This is a genomic window from Bacillus sp. FSL R5-0603, assembly GCF_038050295.1.
GTDB lineage: Bacteria > Bacillota > Bacilli > Bacillales > Bacillaceae > Bacillus > Bacillus subtilis.
Genome location: NZ_JBBOYP010000001.1, coordinates 3,577,889 through 3,595,731 on the forward strand (window position 1 = coordinate 3,577,889; position 17,843 = coordinate 3,595,731).

Annotated in this window: 13 protein-coding genes and 1 pseudogene; 4 read left to right on the forward strand and 10 right to left on the reverse strand. The window is 42.4% G+C overall.

Annotated elements, in window-relative coordinates; genetic code table 11:
• Positions 1-47: 47 nt before the first annotated feature.
• The 4 genes from ywpJ to ywpG all read right to left on the reverse strand — a co-directional run bounded on the left by ywpJ (position 48) and on the right by ywpG (position 2,713).
• Positions 48-905 (reverse strand): phosphatase YwpJ, encoded by an 858-nt coding sequence (ywpJ, locus tag NYE56_RS18400; protein ID WP_341284229.1) that lies wholly within the window; start codon positions 903-905, stop codon positions 48-50.
• Positions 906-910: 5 nt separating this feature from the next.
• Positions 911-1,687: a transcriptional regulator GlcR gene (gene glcR, locus NYE56_RS18405; protein ID WP_133954617.1), complete on the reverse strand. Its 777-nt coding sequence runs from the start codon at positions 1,685-1,687 to the stop codon at positions 911-913.
• Between the two features lie 224 nt (positions 1,688-1,911).
• Positions 1,912-2,253 carry a single-stranded DNA-binding protein SsbB gene (gene ssbB / locus NYE56_RS18410; protein WP_014478203.1) on the reverse strand — a complete coding sequence of 114 codons (342 nt, stop codon included), beginning with the start codon at positions 2,251-2,253 and terminating at the stop codon, positions 1,912-1,914.
• 76 nt (positions 2,254-2,329) lie between these two features.
• Entirely contained in the window at positions 2,330-2,713 is a 384-nt protein-coding gene (gene ywpG, locus NYE56_RS18415) for a DynA interaction protein YwpG (protein ID WP_014478204.1), read from the reverse strand.
• Positions 2,714-2,887: 174 nt separating this feature from the next.
• Here ywpG and NYE56_RS18420 point away from each other — a divergent pair, with 174 nt between their 5' ends.
• Positions 2,888-3,298: a YwpF-like family protein gene (locus tag NYE56_RS18420; RefSeq protein ID WP_003227794.1), complete on the forward strand. Its 411-nt coding sequence runs from the start codon at positions 2,888-2,890 to the stop codon at positions 3,296-3,298.
• Positions 3,299-3,437: 139 nt separating this feature from the next.
• Here the strand turns inward: NYE56_RS18420 and NYE56_RS18425 are convergent, their stop codons facing one another.
• The 3 genes from NYE56_RS18425 to NYE56_RS18435 form a co-directional block, all read right to left on the reverse strand.
• Positions 3,438-4,076 carry a class A sortase gene (locus NYE56_RS18425; protein WP_326208686.1) on the reverse strand — a complete coding sequence of 213 codons (639 nt, stop codon included), beginning with the start codon at positions 4,074-4,076 and terminating at the stop codon, positions 3,438-3,440.
• A 97-nt stretch (positions 4,077-4,173) separates the two neighbouring features.
• On the reverse strand, positions 4,174-10,137 hold the full coding sequence (locus tag NYE56_RS18430; RefSeq protein ID WP_341284230.1) for a SpaA isopeptide-forming pilin-related protein: 5,964 nt from the start codon (positions 10,135-10,137) through the stop codon (positions 4,174-4,176).
• A gap of 317 nt (positions 10,138-10,454) precedes the next feature.
• Positions 10,455-11,531 (reverse strand): response regulator, encoded by a 1,077-nt coding sequence (locus NYE56_RS18435; protein ID WP_015384861.1) that lies wholly within the window; start codon positions 11,529-11,531, stop codon positions 10,455-10,457.
• An 806-nt stretch (positions 11,532-12,337) separates the two neighbouring features.
• Between NYE56_RS18435 and NYE56_RS18440 the strand changes: the two are divergent.
• Positions 12,338-13,651, forward strand: a pseudogene (locus NYE56_RS18440) (sensor histidine kinase); the annotation flags it as partial.
• Between the two features lie 177 nt (positions 13,652-13,828).
• Positions 13,829-14,800, forward strand: a complete 972-nt coding sequence (locus NYE56_RS18445) for a histidine kinase (protein WP_341284406.1) — start codon at positions 13,829-13,831, stop codon at positions 14,798-14,800.
• 46 nt (positions 14,801-14,846) lie between these two features.
• Here NYE56_RS18445 and mscL read toward each other — a convergent pair whose 3' ends face one another.
• Entirely contained in the window at positions 14,847-15,242 is a 396-nt protein-coding gene (gene mscL, locus NYE56_RS18450; protein WP_021445844.1) for a large conductance mechanosensitive channel protein MscL, read from the reverse strand.
• 72 nt (positions 15,243-15,314) lie between these two features.
• On the reverse strand, positions 15,315-15,740 hold the full coding sequence (gene fabZ / locus NYE56_RS18455; RefSeq protein WP_003221796.1) for a 3-hydroxyacyl-ACP dehydratase FabZ: 426 nt from the start codon (positions 15,738-15,740) through the stop codon (positions 15,315-15,317).
• Positions 15,741-15,931: 191 nt separating this feature from the next.
• Between fabZ and rapD the strand changes: the two genes are divergently transcribed.
• On the forward strand, positions 15,932-16,996 hold the full coding sequence (gene rapD / locus NYE56_RS18460; RefSeq protein WP_341284231.1) for an aspartate phosphatase RapD: 1,065 nt from the start codon (positions 15,932-15,934) through the stop codon (positions 16,994-16,996).
• 22 nt (positions 16,997-17,018) lie between these two features.
• Here rapD and flhP read toward each other — a convergent pair whose 3' ends face one another.
• Positions 17,019-17,828 carry a flagellar hook-basal body complex protein FlhP gene (gene flhP, locus NYE56_RS18465; protein ID WP_161986305.1) on the reverse strand — a complete coding sequence of 270 codons (810 nt, stop codon included), beginning with the start codon at positions 17,826-17,828 and terminating at the stop codon, positions 17,019-17,021.
• Positions 17,829-17,843: the final 15 nt, after the last annotated feature.

The following is a 17,843-nucleotide window of genomic DNA, read 5'->3' on the forward strand; positions in this document are numbered from 1 at the left end:
GTTACGCCGGTTATCAACAGGATGCGCTTTTGGAGCAGCACATATACCTACAGCAAATGTTTTATCATATGTGCGACACCGTCTTCGTCATTGGTTAAGGTGACAGCATCGGCTATTGATTTGATGTCTTCCCGGGCATTGCCCATCGCTACACCTTTTCCCGCAGCCTCCAGCATCGATTTGTCATTTAAACTGTCACCTACAGCAGCGGTTTCCTCGAGCGGAATATTCAGCTGTTCCGCAAGCCTCTTCAGCGCCTGCCCCTTGGAAGCTTTGCGGGAAGAAAGCTCAAAGTTGTGCTCAGCCGAACTGACAAGCGTCAAATCTTCGGCATTCTCATATCTTTTCCAGCCTGCCTCAAGCTTTTCTTTGAAGAAAGAAAAGCCGAGAATATTGTAAAAATCGATTGGCTGATCGGCTTCAAACAGCTCTTGAAAGGAGTTAATGTAAGCAAAGCCCGATTGGCTGTATTGCACCTCGGCCGCCTGCTTAAGGACAGAAAGATCCGCTTCCGGATTTGCGCTTCTGAATCTGTCCAGCTCAACATCAAGAAGTTCTCTGCCGTTTTGCGGAGTATAAATCGCTGAACCTGTGAATACCTCATAATAATAGTTTTCCGACTCAAGCCATGAGAGAATGTCATACGCCCGTTTCTTATCAATCGTTTCGTGATGATAAAGCCTGCCGTCGGGATCGTGAATGACGGCGCCGTTTGCACTGATGACCCATGTTTTGATCCCCAGCGGTTCAAAAATTGACTTGACGTCAAAATGAGCGCGCCCAGTTGACACCACCACTTCAATGCCATCCCGCTGCGCCTGCCGCAGTGCGTTTTCATTTTCCAAGCTTACCTGATGCTTGCTGTTGAGTAAGGTTCCATCTAAGTCAATCGCAATTAATTTCACGTTTGTCAGTCCTTTCCTTCATCCTGCTCTGTCACGAGAAGCTCAACGCCGTTTCGGTCAAGCAAGTCACAAAATGCCTGATTCGGCAGCCTGTTTGTAATCAAGAGGTCGATTTCATTCAGTTCCGCATACTGATAAAAACTGGTGCTGCCCAGCTTCGAATGGTCTGCAAGCGCGATGACCTGCTTTGCCTGCTGTATCATTTTCCGCTTCACCATGCCATCCTCTTCATGCGCAATTGTAATGCCATGTTCGGAAATACCGACCACACCAATCAGCGCTTTATCAACATGGTAGCTTGAGAGTTTTTCAATCACAGAGGACCCGTACAGAAAGCGGTGCTCCTTTTCCAGCTTGCCTCCCAGCAGATAAATTTCAATTCCCTCTTTATCGGACAGCACATCCGCAAGATTAATCGAATTGGTGATTACCGTACAATCAACCGCATTCAAATGCTTTGCACATGCCTGAACAGTTGTAGAGGCGTCTAAAATCACCCGGTCACCATCATGAATAAGCGATGCTGCAAGCCTGCCGATCTTATTTTTTTCCTCAGACACTGTTTTCAGGCGGCCGGAATAGCTTTGAATTTTCTGATGCACAGTCGGCAAAATGGCGCCGCCTCTTGTGCGGATGATGGCATTCTGTTCCTCAAGTTTCACAAGATCTCGTCGCGCTGTATCCCTTGACACTTGCAGGAGCGTACAGATCTGCTCCGTTGTAATTCGGTTATGCTGTTTTAAAAAATCCAAAATCGCTACTAATCTTTCTTCTTGGTACACGCCCTCATTCCTTTTCTCAGCAATCATTTATAAGCAATTATAAGTTTTTATTTAATTTTATTCAACATTAATAAGTGATCTTAAGTAAAAATGCGTCGAGAGAACCAATTTTTCCTAAGTAGACAAAAAGAAAGAACCAGTCTGGTCGACTGGTCAATTTTGAGGGGATGATGCGAAGATCCGGATAATAGTGAATGGATAGATAACGGGAGGAGCAAGGGGTGTCAATCAGCAGCTTTTTCCCGGGGTTTAGGGTCCATAAAACGAACAGTGTCAGCCAACACTTCTGTTACATACACGTTAACGCCTTCCGCGTTTTCATAGCTTCTTGTCTGAATCCGTCCGCTTACGCCGACGAGAGAACCTTTTTGGCAATACAACGCCGTGTTTTCAGCTGTTTTTCTCCAAAGTGTGCAATTGACGTAATCAGCTTCGATTTCACCTGAAGCATTCTTGAAGCTGCGGTTCACCGCGAGCGTAACATGTGCAACTGCCGCACCGGCGGAAGTGTAGCGAAGATCAGGATCTTTTGTAAGACGGCCGACAAGCATGACCTGATTGAACATGCGATTCCTCCTCTCCTTGCGGTTGTATGTATTGTAAATGATGCAACAAGAAAAGAAAAACGCTTAAAAATGGCTTTCAGCCTCTGTTTTTATCTTTTGTTTTCATTTTTCCTTCAGCTAAAAACATCTTTTGCTTTTTTCCTTTAAAGAAATATGTACTTTTTAAAAAACGGAAAAAGATTTGCTTTGTCAGCCAGTTCTGCGTATTCATGCGCACATAGGAAGAGCCATCCCACGCAAACCACTGAAAGCTCAATTTTTTTTCCGGCATTGACAGCTTGATTTTATACTGCTCCATGCCATCTTGTGTTTCGTATAAAAAACTTATTCTTCCTTTTTTGTTCAAATGAACCTCAAACACTTCTTTACGGCTTAACATGTATGTTACTTCCTTTTGAATCAAATGGCTTTCAGAAGGAGCGCCGTCAATATAAATTTCTTTTAAACGAAATTGATTCATACCACATCTCTCCGTAATCCATAGTCAGTTACAGTATAATGAAAAAATAGAAATTATTAAATGTTTCGCTCATACAAAATTCTTTTGCCCCAGCATTGCAGCGTTTTTTCCTCGAAAACGTTTATGTTATAATGGAAGGCAAGAAAACTTTGGAAGTAATCGGGGTGAGAAGAAATGAAAACCTTTAAACTGGTTGACCTGAATGTGGAACGAGTGGACAAGGAAGAACAATCAATTGAACAGTTTCCCCTTATTGACGGACTGATTATAAATAAAGAAGACGGTGAAAATCACTGGCTGATTGAGGCGCTTGTACAGAAAGAACATCTGTCTTTTTTTGAACAGCTGCAAAACAGCCAATCTGAAGCCAAAGTATTTGTAACGATCACGAAAAAAAGCAATCGCCCCGCCCAGCTGACAGCAGCAGTGAAAAATATCGTCAAGCTGGAAGAAAGCATCCAGGTTTTACTCTATGGACAAATGGTCACAAGAAAACAGCAGGGCACTGAAACCATTCTCGAGTCCCTTGTAAAAGAGGGCTATACAGGAACAAAACTCATTGAGGCATTTAAGCAAAAATTATAAATATGAGGGGGCATGTTCCCCGAAACAGACACAGAACCGAAGAGCATCACAATAGACTTTTTGAATAAATATGTTCTGCATGAAAAAAGCTGCCGTTTTGAACGGCAGCTTTTCTTTTCGTGCTTTCACTCTTGCATATTTAATTTGTATGGCCAAAAGAATCAACCAATTCCCCTTTCACAACAAGGCGCCCTTCAGTTTTGACAGCCTTGTCACATGTGATTAACGTAATCTCTTTTTTGTTTGTCTCCTCAACTACATCTGCATCCATTTCCGATATGATGTCTTTAGATGTTACAGAATAGATATAATCCTTTTTAAAATCCGTGATGACAATTTGGGCACCTGTTTTTATATTTTCCAGAGGTCCGAACAGAAGATTCTTTTGCTTCAAATGATGGCCCGCCAACGGATAATTTCCCTCACCCATTTTTTGATCCGGGCGCATTGTTGCCGCCCCTATCAAAAGATTTTCATTGGTTGTGCCTTTTACGATCGGAAGCTCCAGATCGACACTTTTAATTGTTATCCGCCCGATAACCGCTTTTTGATCGTGATTAAAGCCGGCCTTTACAGCATCCATCAACTCAGGCGGCTCGATTGAATCAAATTCATATTCCGCTTCTCTCTCATTATTTTTTTTCAGCTGCTCCACAGTTAAGGCCGATTCACTCTGGCTTTTGCTAAGATAAGCTATAATTCCACCTTTGATATAAGGAGAAGAGATCAGCAGCAGTCCGAAAAGGATGAACACCGTAATGATCATTTTCTTGTACATGCAAAAAACCCTTTCTTATGCATCCTTCTAAAAACGCTTCGTGTCACTTTTCAAAAAAGCACCTGATCGATTCTTCGATGATCAGGTGCCTTCAACTTTATCCTTTTCTTTGTTTCTTTCTTGAGGCAACAGCTAAGCCTCCGCCTGCCATAAGGAGCAGGATACCGATCATTGCTGTCAGCATGCTGTCTGTATCTCCGGTTTTTGGAAGGGTTTTGTCTGTGTTCGACTGACCATCCGAGCTGCCATCTGTACCATTGGTATTCGGATGATCTCCATCATCTTTTCCATTTCCACCCGGTGCAGGTTTATCAGGATGATCATGTTTATCAGGCGCTGGTGTTTTCACTTTTTGATTAGAAACTACGATCTCAACAGCTTTTGACTGTCCTTTTTCAATTGTGAATTCAATCGGTGTTTCGTCAAGTTTGTAACCTTCGGGAGCCTTCGTTTCAATCAACTGGTAGCTTCCCGGCGCAAGGCCTTTTACAGTGAACTGCCCATTTTGATCTGTTTTCCAGAGTTCAGAAAGCTCTTTTCCATACCCGTCAGTTTTTACAGGCTTGCCGCTTTCGTCCAATAACTTGAATTCAGCGCCCTCCAAAACGGTATTTTTATCGTCTTGATCCACTTTTTTCACATTTACGTCACCTGGTGCCAATATGTTTTCCGCGGTGATTTCGACTGTTTTCGTGTCTGTGTTTGTGATCTTGAACGATATAGGAGTTTGGTCCAACTCATAATCTTTAGGCGCTTTTGTTTCAACAAACTGATATTCGCCAGCTTTAAGGCCGTGCACCGTGATTTGTCCTTTGTCATCGGTAACCAAACCGGACTTCAGCACTTTGCCGTTGGCATCTGTCAAATTGAACTCTGCGCCTTGCAGAACTTTACGTTGATCATGCTGATCCACTTTTGTGAGGACAACCCGGTTCTTCGTATTAACCGCTGTTACTTCAACTTGTTTAGGTTTGCCGCCGTTTTCTGCCTTAATGGTGAATGGCACAGGGATGGCGGATAATAGATACCCGTCTGGCGCCTGTTTTTCGATAAATTGATAGCTTCCCGGCGCTAACCCGTCAACTTCAATTTTGCCGCCTTCTTTTGAGACTAGATCGTCTCTCACTGTTTTCCCATTGCTGTCCGTGATTTTGAATACCGCGCCTGCCAAGCCTTTTCCATCTTGATCTTCCTTCATCAGCTGAACCGATCCTTGATAGTTCACGGCGATCCCGGCATCTGCGGCTTCAGGCTTTCCTGCTGCAAATTCTGAGATGGTAAACTCTATTTTCTCCGTGTTCAGCACATAACCGGCTGGCGCTTTCGTTTCAACAAAGGCGTAACGTCCCGGCGCAAGGCCCGAAGCCTTTACTTTTCCATCTTTATCGGAAGTCAGCTCTTCTTGAACCGTATTTCCTTCCTCGTCGACAATATTGAATACTGCACCTTCAAGCTTCTTGCCTTCAGCATTTTCCTTCGTCAACTCAACGGAGCCTTTATGGTTAGTAGCGATCCCGGCATCTGTAGCTTCAGGCTTTCCTTCAGAGGAATCAGAGATCTCAAACTCAATTTTCTCTGTATTCAGCACATAGCCCGCTGGCGCTTTCGTTTCAAAAAAAGCGTAGTGTCCCGGTGCAAGGCCTGAAGCTGCGACTTTCCCATTTTTATCTGAGGTCAGTCCTTCTTGAACCGCATTACCTTCCTTGTCGATAATCTTAAAGACGGCTCCTTCAAGCTTCTGGCCATCGGCATCTTCCTTCGTCAGCTCAACAGAGCCTTTATCGTTAACGGCGATTCCGGCATCTGCGGCTTCAGGCTTTCCTGCTGCAGATTCTGAGATGGTAAATTCTTTTTTCTTTGTATTCAGCACATAGCCGGCTGGCGCTTTTATTTCCACAAAGGCGTAGCGTCCCGGCGCAAGACCCGAAGCCTCGATTTTACCGTCTTTATCTGAAGTCAGCTTCTCTTGAACGACCTTTCCATCTTGATCGACAATGTTGAATACTGCGCCTTCAAGTTTCTGGCCTTCAGCATTTTCCTTCGTCAGTGAGACTTTTCCTTGATAGTTGGTCATTTTCCCTAAATTAACGTCGGACACTTGATTCTTTTCATTCTTTGCGACTGAGAAGTGAATCGCTTTTGTATTTACGATAAAGCCTTCAGGAGCTTGTGTTTCTGTCAAGCGATAGTAGCCCGCCGGCAAACCGTTCATTTCTACTTTTCCGTTTTTATCAGATTTTATATCTGTTCGTATGAGAGTATAGGTGCCGTCATTTGATTTTTTCTCCAGCTTGAAAACAGCACCCGCCAAAGGATTGTTTTGTTCGTCTTGTTTGATAAGCGTCACCTTGTTCTGTTGATTTATGACTTTGTGCAGCGCTCCTGTCTTGGAGGAGTTGCTGTCTATCTTAACAGAGACTCCTTTTGCATAAGCATCACTGATGGTATATCCGTCAGGCGCTTTGACTTCTTTTAATACATAGGAACCGTAGCGAATATTTCCGAATGTAAGCTTCCCGCCGGCATCCGTCGTACCAGTGCGGAGGAGCTGTTTGGAGTCCTCAGACCATAACTGGAATTCTGCTCCTTCAAGAGCTTTATCGTCCTCTCCAGTCTTAAAAATCGTCAGGCTTCCTTTTTCTCCGGATCCGGAACCGTCGCCGCTTGAAATGGCAACAAAGATCGAGCTGCTGTTTTCTTGAGTCTGCTCCTTCACATTTGTTCCTGAAATGGACACCTTATTTTTAACGTGGCCGTTCGTGCCGGCTATGTTAATCAGTGACCGGTATTTGATCACATAGGCGCGGTCAATTTGTTTATAGCTGCCTATGAATTTCAGGACAAACGATTGTTCACCTGTTGTATTGTCCGTTTTGATGTCTAACGTGTAGTCTTTGTCTTTTTGAAGCTCGACATCTCCCGTGGTCAGATTTCCGCTGCTGTCTTTGACCACTCCGTTTTCATCATATTTTGCTTGATACACTTTAAAAGAATCCGCATCTAATATTTGATTTTCATCCGGCGTGTCAGTAACTTTTACGTCATCCAGCGTTGATTGGCTGGAGTTGACATTGATGTTCCAATCGATGTAGCTTCCATTTTGTTTGCCGCCTTTGAAAACCAGGCTTCCTCCGTTCGCAACTGAAACAGAGCCTGTTAACGTGCGGTCTGCATAGCCGTCATTATAGTAGGTTGCCTTGTTTGTATACTGATTCTGATCAATGACCTGTCCTTTGAGTGATGTCTTAAACTCAATCAGATATGGTACAGAATCGCCTGTTTTAAGGTGTACCGTCAGCGTGCGTTCATTTTTCGCAGAAGGCTCTTCGACATCATACTTGGAAGGATCAAGCGCGTCTCCTTCTGTGATCGAGCCGTTTTTATTGATCGTATAACTCTTAACGACAACGGAACCCGGCACAAATTGCTGAGGATCTGTTATGGCATCTTTGATATAAGGGTTTTTCGTCGGCTCGCCGTTATAGTTGACGCCGATTTTCCACGTGATTTCCTTTGAAACCGCGTTGTATGAGCCGTTTTTAAACCCATTATTTGAAGTCTGATGATTCGGCGTAAAACCGCTTGATACCTTATTCGTGCGCTCAGTGCCGTTTTGATCAGTCCATGTCGACTGAGCTGTATTCTTAACGCTTTCGTTAGAATAATCGGCATTGAATGTTGTCGTATAAGTGATCTTAAATTGACTGTCTGTTTTTGCATAATCCCCGATCAATGCCAAAGTAAAGCCTTTATGATCAGGTTTTTTTGTTAACGTGTAGTCTTTGTCTTTCTGTAATGTTTTGTTGTTCGTTGTGTCTTGAAGCTTGAACGATTCATCAAGCAGAACCATTCCGCCGCTTTCAAATTGATCATCCAAAGTCCAATTGTTCATCAAGTATTTATTTTTATTAACTGTAATCGTCCAATCAACCGTCTTCTTCTCATAATCAACGTTTGAATATCCTTTGATGAGATTTTGCTGAATGGCTATTCCAGAAGCTTCTTTTGAATCCCCTGTTCCGGTTACAACGCTATTGGTGTATGTTGTAGATTTATCAATGATCACTCCGCTGTTGACCTTTGTTTGATATATGATTTTGTAAGCGCTGGTTACGTTTTTATTAAATTTGATTTCAAATCCGCTTCCATTATCGATGAGCGTGTAGTCCTCGCCTTCCTTTAAAGGCGTGCCCGCTTGCTCGCTGCCATTCTGACCAAAGGTAATAGGAATAACCTTCAAAGAATCTTTCACAAGATGCAAATCACCAGTTCCAAAAGCATCTTTAATGCTGGCCTTGGATTGGTCGATCTGTTTCTCACCGTAGTTGTATGCAAGAGCCCAGCTGAATGTTTGAGATTCTCCATCATAGCCGGTCGATGATTTCGCGATCATTTTTCCATACTTGGCTGCAACAGTGGCTTCTGCAGAAATGGGTTCCAGGTTGTCTCCGCTGAATGCCGCCTTATTTGTCAGCGTTATATTTCCGCCTTCACTCGGCTTCGCACCATTGTCAATGTCGGTTTCGTATACAAGGCGGTAGGCTGAATCAATTGTCCCGTCAAATGTGACATTTCCTTTTGAATCAACACTGTAGCCGGAAGAAACTTCATTTCCTCTGCTGACAGAACCATCAATGTTCACATTGAGTTCATACACTTTAACTGAACGGTAGATTACGCCATCTGGAAGGCTTTCCGTGAGTTTGGCATTTTTGACTTGATCCAACTTTTTATTGACATCGACCGTCCATGTTACTTTACCAGGGTTGATGCCTTTATCCAGCACACCTGATTTATCAATGGTTTTACTCACATTGGGTTTAAAATAAACTGTTGTTTCAGGAGTATCGGAATTTACAGGGAATGGAATCTTTTGTGTTGTCGAACCTGTTATTTTTTTCTCGTTGAACTGCGTATTGATAACCAATGTGCCTTTGACATTAGAACTGTCTTTTACCTCGCCGTTAAATGTCATCACCACATGTCCGTTCGTATCAATAGAAAATGTCCCGTAGGTGGTGTCTCCGGCGCCTAACGGCAGGTTCACAATGTCATTATGCATAATAAATTCTTTAGGCAAATCAAATTCATATTTATCGCCGGCATTGATCGTTTTTCCTAAATTGTCGGGAATAGCCCAATCAATTGAAATTTTCACCGGAGAATTCGTATTGGCGCGATTGCCCTTGTCATATGGCTTTCCGTTTTCGTCCGTCAATGTCACGCCGGTTAAAATGTTTTGCGTGATTTGTTTTTCTTCAGTTTGCAAGCTTTTGAAAGCTGATTGACTTGAGGATGACACTTTTTTTGAATCATCACTCTTAGAGGCTTCGCCGCTCTTAGAGTCATCTGACGGCTGCTGTTCTTCCTCTTTTTGATCCTTGCTGACTGAAGGTGCAGGTTTGTCATCTTTCCCTTCCTGATCACCCGCAGTATCAGAAGAGTCGTTTTTTGGCTCTTCCGCCTCGGCATCTGGTGTCTCCTCTTTCTTAACAGGAATGATCACCTGCTGGGTTTTGCCTCCCCCTAGCTGAAAAAGGGCTGCTGCTGTATGTTCATCGTCTTTTACATCTGCAGTAAACTTAGCTGGCAGTGTAATGGTCCCCTTGGCATCAGGAGAATCCGCGGATGCAGTTGTTAATTTTACTGTCATGGTGCTGCTGCCCGCCGGCACTTGATAGCTGCCGATCACCTGATCAGCAGATTTGATCTCACCTTCTGCACCTTTATCAAATGTAAAGCTTTTAGGTATCTCCACATTGATTTCCTGTTTGCTATCTGCTTCTTTATCTTTTTTCAATGACCATTCATATGTCAGTGTCACTTCATCCCCCGGCGTTAGTGCCGGTTCGTTTCCTTTTGATCCGTCAACAATCTGGCTCTTTGCGTCCTTAACTGTTACCGAATCGAAGAATTGGCTGTCACTTGGCGTTACGTCCACAGCCTGTGCTGTAAGAGTATAGCTGGCGATCTGGCTGAAGAAGAAAAAGATGGCAAGGCTTATGATCATGACGATCCGCCCGCTTTTTTTCAGCCCTAAGGGAAAACTCCTCGTTCTCAACTTTTCATTCCTCCCTTTCTTATCTATCTTTCACTTGCCGATTGATCCGCGAGACCATAACATCATGTCTCATCCCCCAAAAAGAACTGCTAATACCGAATGAGTTTCAAAACTAAGATTTGCCATCCGAACCAAACTACATTGTATGAAATGGAACTATACAATTTCTGTACAACTCAGAAATCATGTATGATTGAAGTGAATTGGAGAGAGTTGAAGTTTCACCCAGGAGACATATGGCGAGGGCCTTCCCTTTAAGTGCACAAAAAAACCAGTGTGCATCGAAAGGCAATCGACACATACTGGTTTGGAGTTCTTTAATTAATTTGATCCTTCATTTGTTTGTAACGCTGATATTCTTTTATCGCCTCTTCTACCTTCCCGTTTTTGTTGAATAGCTGCAGCTTGTATTGCATAATTTTATGATCGCATGGCTCAATTTTCTCGGCTTGCAGGCAAATGTCCATCGCTTGATGATCGTTCATTTCATGAATATGATAATCGATCAGTTCATAGGCCTTTCCAAGCCAAAGCTGGGAAAGACGCGTCTTTTCCGGTTCTGCCCAAAGATAACCGTGCTCCATTAGGTAATGATTCTGATAGGACATGAAAATATCCATGTGCAGATGTAATGTAGCCGTATTGAGCGGCGGCGCCCCTTTTAGTGATTTTTCCCATTCGACAACATCGATTTTTGCGCCTGAAAGCCGAAGAATATATCCAGTATCAGTCTTCTCGATAGTTTGGCTGAAAGGGATCTGGCTGAATAATTTTCGTATTTGGTAAATGGTGGAGTAAAGTTGGGTGCTTGCTTTTGAAACATCGTAATGAGGCCAAAAAAGATCGATTAGCATATCTTTACTGACCACATGGCCTTGATTGTGAAGCAAAAATAAGTATATTTCACGTGCTTTCGACGTTCTCCACTTGACTGGAATGCTTGTTTTGACATCCTTTAAGGTTTGATGAAATTGCAAGCTCCCAAAACATTGGATGGAAAAATGCGCCTCGGTATTTTCTGCATTTTGTCTGAGCATATTATTCGTTTTGATTCGTTCAACAGTTGTCTCAAGCCGCTTGTATATGACAGGCTTCAGCAAATAATCAATGGCATTCAGCTCAAACGCTTTGATAGCAAACTCATTATAAGCCGTGATGAAAACGACTTGGATGTTTTCATTCATCGATTGAATCGCCTCAGCAAGCTCAATGCCGTTTACCCCCGGCATTTCAATATCAAGAAACACCGCATCTACAGCAGGAGTCTCAGGATGCTCTAAGGCCTCAACCGGATCTTGATACGCCATAATAGATTGAAAGGCGTTTGTTCGTTCAAGCATTTTCTTAAAATGAAGCAATGCCAAGTGCTCATCATCAACAATTAACGCTTTCACAAAACATCCCACCCTATATGTAAAATCGAGATATCAGTAAATAACTTCTATTATATCATGACAAATAACCCCTTTATCTGGATTCTTTTTCTTTCTATTGTAGTTTTTGAAATTTTCCACTTACAATATTTATAAAAAGGTAGGAATTTAGAATGAGCCTATTTGAATAAAGGAGCTATGATATGAAAGAAAAATTCATCTTTACTTCGATTATTTTCGGTTACGCTGCATTTTTTATGGTTTTCATTGCCATTGACCATTTTTCCGGAACAACGCTTCCTGCGGCAAGGCATGGCTTCATGAACCTTGAGAAGTGGGATTTTCAGAAGGATGGGAATGTACAGCTGAACGGAAAATGGACATTGTATCCAAATCAGATTCTGTCACCAAAAGAGATCGCTTCAGCAAAAGGAAAAGATCCCTTAGTCGTTGATGTCCCCAGCAATGTGAAGCTAGCCAAGCAGGGTATCAATGTGGATTACGGAACGTATAAGCTGACCATCAGATCAAAGCAAGACAATCAGGTTTTTGGGATCAGCACGTCGTTTATTTACAGTGCCAATCGCATCTATTTTAATGGACAATTCATTGGCCAAAGCGGCAACCCTTCAAATAAACCTGATTTTGCGGCACAAAACCGCCCATATACGAGCTTTTTTACGCTTCACAAGGGTGACAATGAACTTGTCGTACAATTTTCGAACTTCGGAAAAACGCCGGGATGGGGAATCGCAAAGCCAATTACTTTTGGCACCCAGGAGCAAATAGTGCGGGAAAATAAAATTTCCTTTCTTAATGATACAATCATGATTACAGCTTTTTTCATTACCGGATTATATTTTCTGGGCTTTTTCCTGCAAAGAAAAAAAGATAAACATTTGTTGTTTTTTTCTGTTATGTGTCTTCTGTTTTCGTTCATTATTCTGATGATCGGAAAAGAGCGGATTATATTTCTCCTTTATCCGTCAATTTCATTTTCATTGCTAAATTCATTGAGGGCCATCTCTACAGTGCTTGTCAGCATTGCGGTTTTTCTTTATCTCTATTTTGCTTACAGAGAGATTGTTTCAAAGCGTTTTATTCGCATAGCCACCGTTTCTTCCGGGCTGGTCTTAGTCACAGATTTTTTAACTGTCGGTTTTATCGGCCATGCCTCGTACATCTTACATTCTGTGCTAGCCGTCTCGACCTTGGTTTATATTACATATATTTTTACGATTGCTGCGATCCGCAAAATGGAAGGAAGTCTGTATCTGACCATCGCCTCTATATCAATGAGTGCTTTTGTCATTTTAACCACCATTTCAGCTTACAGCGGCAAAACAGCCTTTTCTTTTAATTCGATTTATTCATTGCCAACAGTTATCGCTTTGCTGGCGATCGTTCTGCTGATGGCGCAGCAATTTGCCGGAGCATTCCGTGAAAATGAAGTGCTGTCGTGGAAATTGCTCAGAAGTGACCGGCTAAAGGATGAATTTATTGCCAAAACATCACATGAATTCAAAACACCGCTGAACAGCATCATTAATATATGCCAGACCCTGCTGGCCGGCAAAGGAAAAAGAACGATAGAAGAAGAGAAAGAAAACATGCAGCTCGTCATCCGCATGGGCTACAGGCTGTCCAATCTGGTAAATGACATCCTGGATTTAGAAAAAATAAAGCAAGGCATGCTTCAAATCCACCCGGTTCCTGTTGATATTTATACTTTAGTTTGTTCGGAAATGAATTTCTACAACCTCTTATCAAGACATAAAAACTTAAATATCATGAACCATATCCCAAACGATCTTCCTTTGGTGCTCACAGATGAAAACCGCTTCCGCCAAATATTAACCAATTTAGTAGACAATGCAATCAAATATACAACAGAGGGCCAAATCACACTTTCTGCTTCAAGACTGAACGATAACATGATCAAAGTGACAGTAGCAGATACAGGAAGCGGCATTTCAGAAGCCGATCGCCAAACCATCTTTGAGTCTTTTCAGCAAGCCGAAAAGAATAAAGACGATGGTGCCGGTCTTGGCCTCAGCATTGTCAAACAGCTGGTTCAGCTCCAAAACGGAGACATTTGGGTCGAATCAGAAGAAGGAAAAGGTTCTGCATTCCATTTCACCTTGCCGATCGCCCAAAATGAATTTGTCTCTGAAACAAAGAAACGTCTTCCTGAATTACAATCCGAGAGAGATCTATCAGATATCTCATTTAGCACGCCTTATTACTCTGAGCGTATTGACGCTCCAACCATCCTGATTGTCGATGATAACATTGACAGTTTAAAAATTTTAAGTGATATGCTTGAAGGTGTGCCCTACAATGTGATTGCTGTGAAGAACGGAAAGGAAGCATTAGAAATCATCTCTTGCACGAAGCTTGATCTGGTTATTTTGGACTTGATGATGCCGGATATGACTGGTTTCGAAGTCTGTATGAAAATTCGCGAACGATTCAGCATGGTTGATCTTCCGGTTCTGATCATTACAGCTGCCATTATCGGCCATGACAAATACAAGGCTTTTCATGCCGGAGCGAATGACATTTTGCAAAAACCTTATCATTACTCTGAATTTATGGCGCGTATTCAAAATCTGATCATGATGAAACATACAGCAAATCAAGCCACAAGAATGGAAATGGCATTTCTCCAATCGCAAATCAAGCCTCATTTTCTTTATAATGTATTAAACACGATTATTTCTCTCACTCATTTGGATATTGAAAAGGCCCGGGAGGTAACAGAGGAATTTACCAACTATTTAAGAATGAGTTTTGACTTTCAAAATACATCAGCCATCAGTTCCTTCAGACATGAGCTTTCGATTATCAATTCCTATCTTTCTATAGAAAAGACGCGATTCGGTAATCGGCTTGAGGTTCTTTTCGATATAGATGAAGACATTGACTTTATCCTTCCGCCTTTAATGATTCAGCCCTTGGTGGAAAATGCCGTTCTTCACGGTGTCAGTAAGAAAAGAGGCGGAGGATGGATCAAACTGACAGCTAAAAAACAATGCAAAAATGAGTATTACATCAAAGTAGAGGATAACGGTGCCGGAATAAATCCGGAAAAACAAATAGATCTCTTATCAACGAATTTTGATCGCAGCGTCGGGTTGAAAAATATCAATCAGCGGCTGAAACATTTTTGCGGAAGCGAGTTGATGATCACCAGCACTCCGGATGCAGGCACCTCTGTCTCAATGCTCATTCATCTCGCTGAAACAACAGGAAGCCCTAAAGAACTGAAGGACACAGAACGAACCTAAACGAAAATTGAGATAAAAAAAGACGCCGTTTCTAACGGCATCTTTTTTATTCCGGCGACTTTGCTTGCTGCTTCAGCAGGTCTCTGATTTCTTTCAGCAGCTCCTCCTGCGCATCCACCGCTTCCTCCGCAGCCTCTTCTTCTGCTGCTTCTTTTTTGCGCCTTAACCCATTCAAAGTCCGAATGACGATAAAAATGGAGAACGATATAATTAAGAAGTTCACAATCGTCTGTATAAAGCTTCCATACTTCACTACAGCATCGCCAAACGTAAACGACAGGCCTGAAAAGTCAAGCCCTCCCAGCAGCAAACCGACCAAAGGCATAATGATATCATTTACTAGAGATGTGACGATCTTTCCGAAAGCGCCGCCTATCACAACACCAATCGCAAGGTCTACGATATTCCCCCGCATGGCAAAGGCTTTAAATTCATTCCACATACAATCACCTGCTTTTCTATATTTGTAAAGAAAAAAAGACAAATGTGCCGCTGGCCATCTGCCTTTTTTCAATTATTCTCCGAGGGCAAAAGTCAGTTCTACTTCGCAAACGACTTCGCCATCAACTGTGGCAACGCCTTTTCCGCGCCCGATTGTGCCGCGGGCACGAATGATTTCAACCTCAAGGTGAAGCTGGTCACCAGGCTTGACTTGTTTTTTAAAGCGGCAGTTATCAATGCCTGCAAAAAAAGCCAGTCTGCCGCGGTTTTCTTCTTTAATCAACATCGCAACAGCTCCGACTTGAGCGAGTGCTTCTACGATTAATACGCCGGGCATAACTGGGTACTGAGGAAAATGTCCGTTAAAGAACTCTTCATTAGCGGTTACATTTTTATAGCCTTTTGCCCGTTTGCCCTCTTCAACTTCCGTAATCCGATCCACAAGCAAAAACGGATAACGGTGAGGAATAATTTCTTTAATTTGCTGAGTATCAAGCATTGTCTTGACATCTCCTTCATCTGCATTAGTATGTATAGCAATCATCAAAGATCCAATCTGTACATTTGAAAAGTATATTATGAATTAATCTCTTTTTCAACCGCGCTAAAATGTAACCAACTGTCAATGAGAGCCGTCAAAAGTTATGATATGATAATTATAGATTTTACCAATAGCAAAGAGGTAGGAAAATGATTTCGAAGTTTATTGAAAAAAGAATGCTAAACATGTTAGACGAGTGGTATTCAGCAATGAGCAAACGCAAAATGAATCACGTTTGCACACTGAAAGAGAAAATTGACCAGCACCTTCCGAAGATCAAAAAGAACACAAAACTTTGGATGCGTTATCAATTGTTTCAGGCCCGCCATCAGCTGCTTTTTGAAAACCAGAACGGGCTCGATTCATTGTTCGATGACCTATATGGCCTGGAAGACAAAATGGATGATGAATTGAAATATTATCTGTATTTTTTCTCTGGGTTATATGAGATGGTAAAAACAGCTCCGAAACATGCAGTACATCATTTTAAAAAAGCTGAACAGTACCTGGCCGCCATTCAAAATACGTTTGAAGCCGCTGATTTATATTATCAAACCGCCGGCGCCTATTACTTGATGAAATCACCGCCGCTTTCCATCCAATACGTCAAAAAAGCATTACACATCTATTTGCACCAATTCGGCTATATCAAAAAGGTAATCACCTGTAAGCTTTTGCTCGCCGTGAATTATATTGATCAAGAGCACTATGAAAAAGCTGAACAGCTTTTCAAAGAAATCATTAAGAAAACCCAGCAACTACATGACGAAAACCTGCTATGCCACGCTTATTATAACCTTGGCTTTTTAAAAGCGACCGAGAAAAAAGACCAGGAAGCGCTTCTTTACTTTAGAAAAGTATTAAAGAATCAAGAATTTGAAATGAATTCACCAGTCTCATATCTTCATTGTGTGTACGAGTCTGTCAGAGCGCTTTTTAAAACAGGAAACATCACAGAAGCTAAAGCCGTCCTTCAAAAAGGAAAAGAATTATCTGAAAAGGTAGACATTCAAACCATTTATTTAAAATTAAAAACGCTTGAAGCCCTCTACACATCAGCCGAAGACCCCTATGATCAGCTGCTCGAATATGTGCTTGAATTAGAAAAAATCGAGGCGTGGGTGGATTTAGAAGTGCTGTTAGAAGATATTACGGAATACTACAAAAAAAAGGACGATTTCGAAAAAGCCGCTTTTTTTATCATGCGCGGCTGATTGAAAAACGCCCATTTTCTTATTATCTGACTGAATTGATTAAACCGAGCATTTGATCTCCCATTGTGATCGTTCTGCTGTTCAGCTGATATGAACGCTGGGACGTGATCAAATCTGTCATTTGTTCTGAAATATCGACATTGGACATCTCAAGTGAGCCCTGCTGCATGCCGATGTTTTGTCTATTAGCGCCGTTCAGCTCTTCAAAAGCTGCCGCATTATCAATAGAGAAAAGGTTATTCCCTTCGGATTTCAGCTCTTGAGGGTTATTCACTTGGACAACGCCAAGATTAAACCGCTGAACCGCGTTTCCGTCAGATGCGGTTAAGGTGCCGTTCTTATTGATGGTGATATTCTTCATTGAGCTGTCGATGTTCACTGTATTGCCGTTCTCATCAAGTACGGGATACCCATTTCCAGTGACGAGCTGCAGCTGGTTGGCATTCGTAGCGGACGGCGTTACATACAGCGCCCCGTCCCTCGTATACTGGCGGTTTCCATTTACATTTACCTGAAGATACTGGTATGGAGACGTAAATGCGATATCCAGATCGCGATCCGTCTTCTGAATGCTTCCTTGATCAGAGACAAGGCGTGAATTCATCATCGCTCCGACGCCAAGGCGCAAGCCGGGCGGCGTTTTTCGGGCTTTTGCCACTTCCTCGTTTTTTTCATCAACCTGATCGAATTGCTGTCTGACAAGCTCAGAAAAATTCGTATCTTTTGCCTTATAGCCGGTTGTGTTGCTGTTTGAAAGGTTGCTGCTGATTGTGTCAATCTGCTGCTGCAGCTGGTTTAAGGTTGTTGATGCCGTTAGCATTGACCTGAGCATAGTTGATGTCCCCCG

Excerpts from the sequence above, each read along its gene's own strand:
- flhP (WP_161986305.1), bottom strand. The coding sequence starts at position 17,828 with ATGCTCAGGTCAATGCTAACGGCATCAACAACCTTAAACCAGCTGCAG.
- ssbB (WP_014478203.1), bottom strand. The coding sequence starts at position 2,253 with ATGTTCAATCAGGTCATGCTTGTCGGCCGTCTTACAAAAGATCCTGAT.
- NYE56_RS18445 (WP_341284406.1), top strand. The coding sequence starts at position 13,829 with ATGCTTGAAGGTGTGCCCTACAATGTGATTGCTGTGAAGAACGGAAAG.
- NYE56_RS18420 (WP_003227794.1), top strand. The coding sequence starts at position 2,888 with ATGAAAACCTTTAAACTGGTTGACCTGAATGTGGAACGAGTGGACAAG.
- NYE56_RS18425 (WP_326208686.1), bottom strand. The coding sequence starts at position 4,076 with ATGTACAAGAAAATGATCATTACGGTGTTCATCCTTTTCGGACTGCTG.
- mscL (WP_021445844.1), bottom strand. The coding sequence starts at position 15,242 with ATGTGGAATGAATTTAAAGCCTTTGCCATGCGGGGGAATATCGTAGAC.
- fabZ (WP_003221796.1), bottom strand. The coding sequence starts at position 15,740 with ATGCTTGATACTCAGCAAATTAAAGAAATTATTCCTCACCGTTATCCG.
- ywpG (WP_014478204.1), bottom strand. The coding sequence starts at position 2,713 with ATGAATCAATTTCGTTTAAAAGAAATTTATATTGACGGCGCTCCTTCT.
- rapD (WP_341284231.1), top strand. The coding sequence starts at position 15,932 with ATGATTTCGAAGTTTATTGAAAAAAGAATGCTAAACATGTTAGACGAG.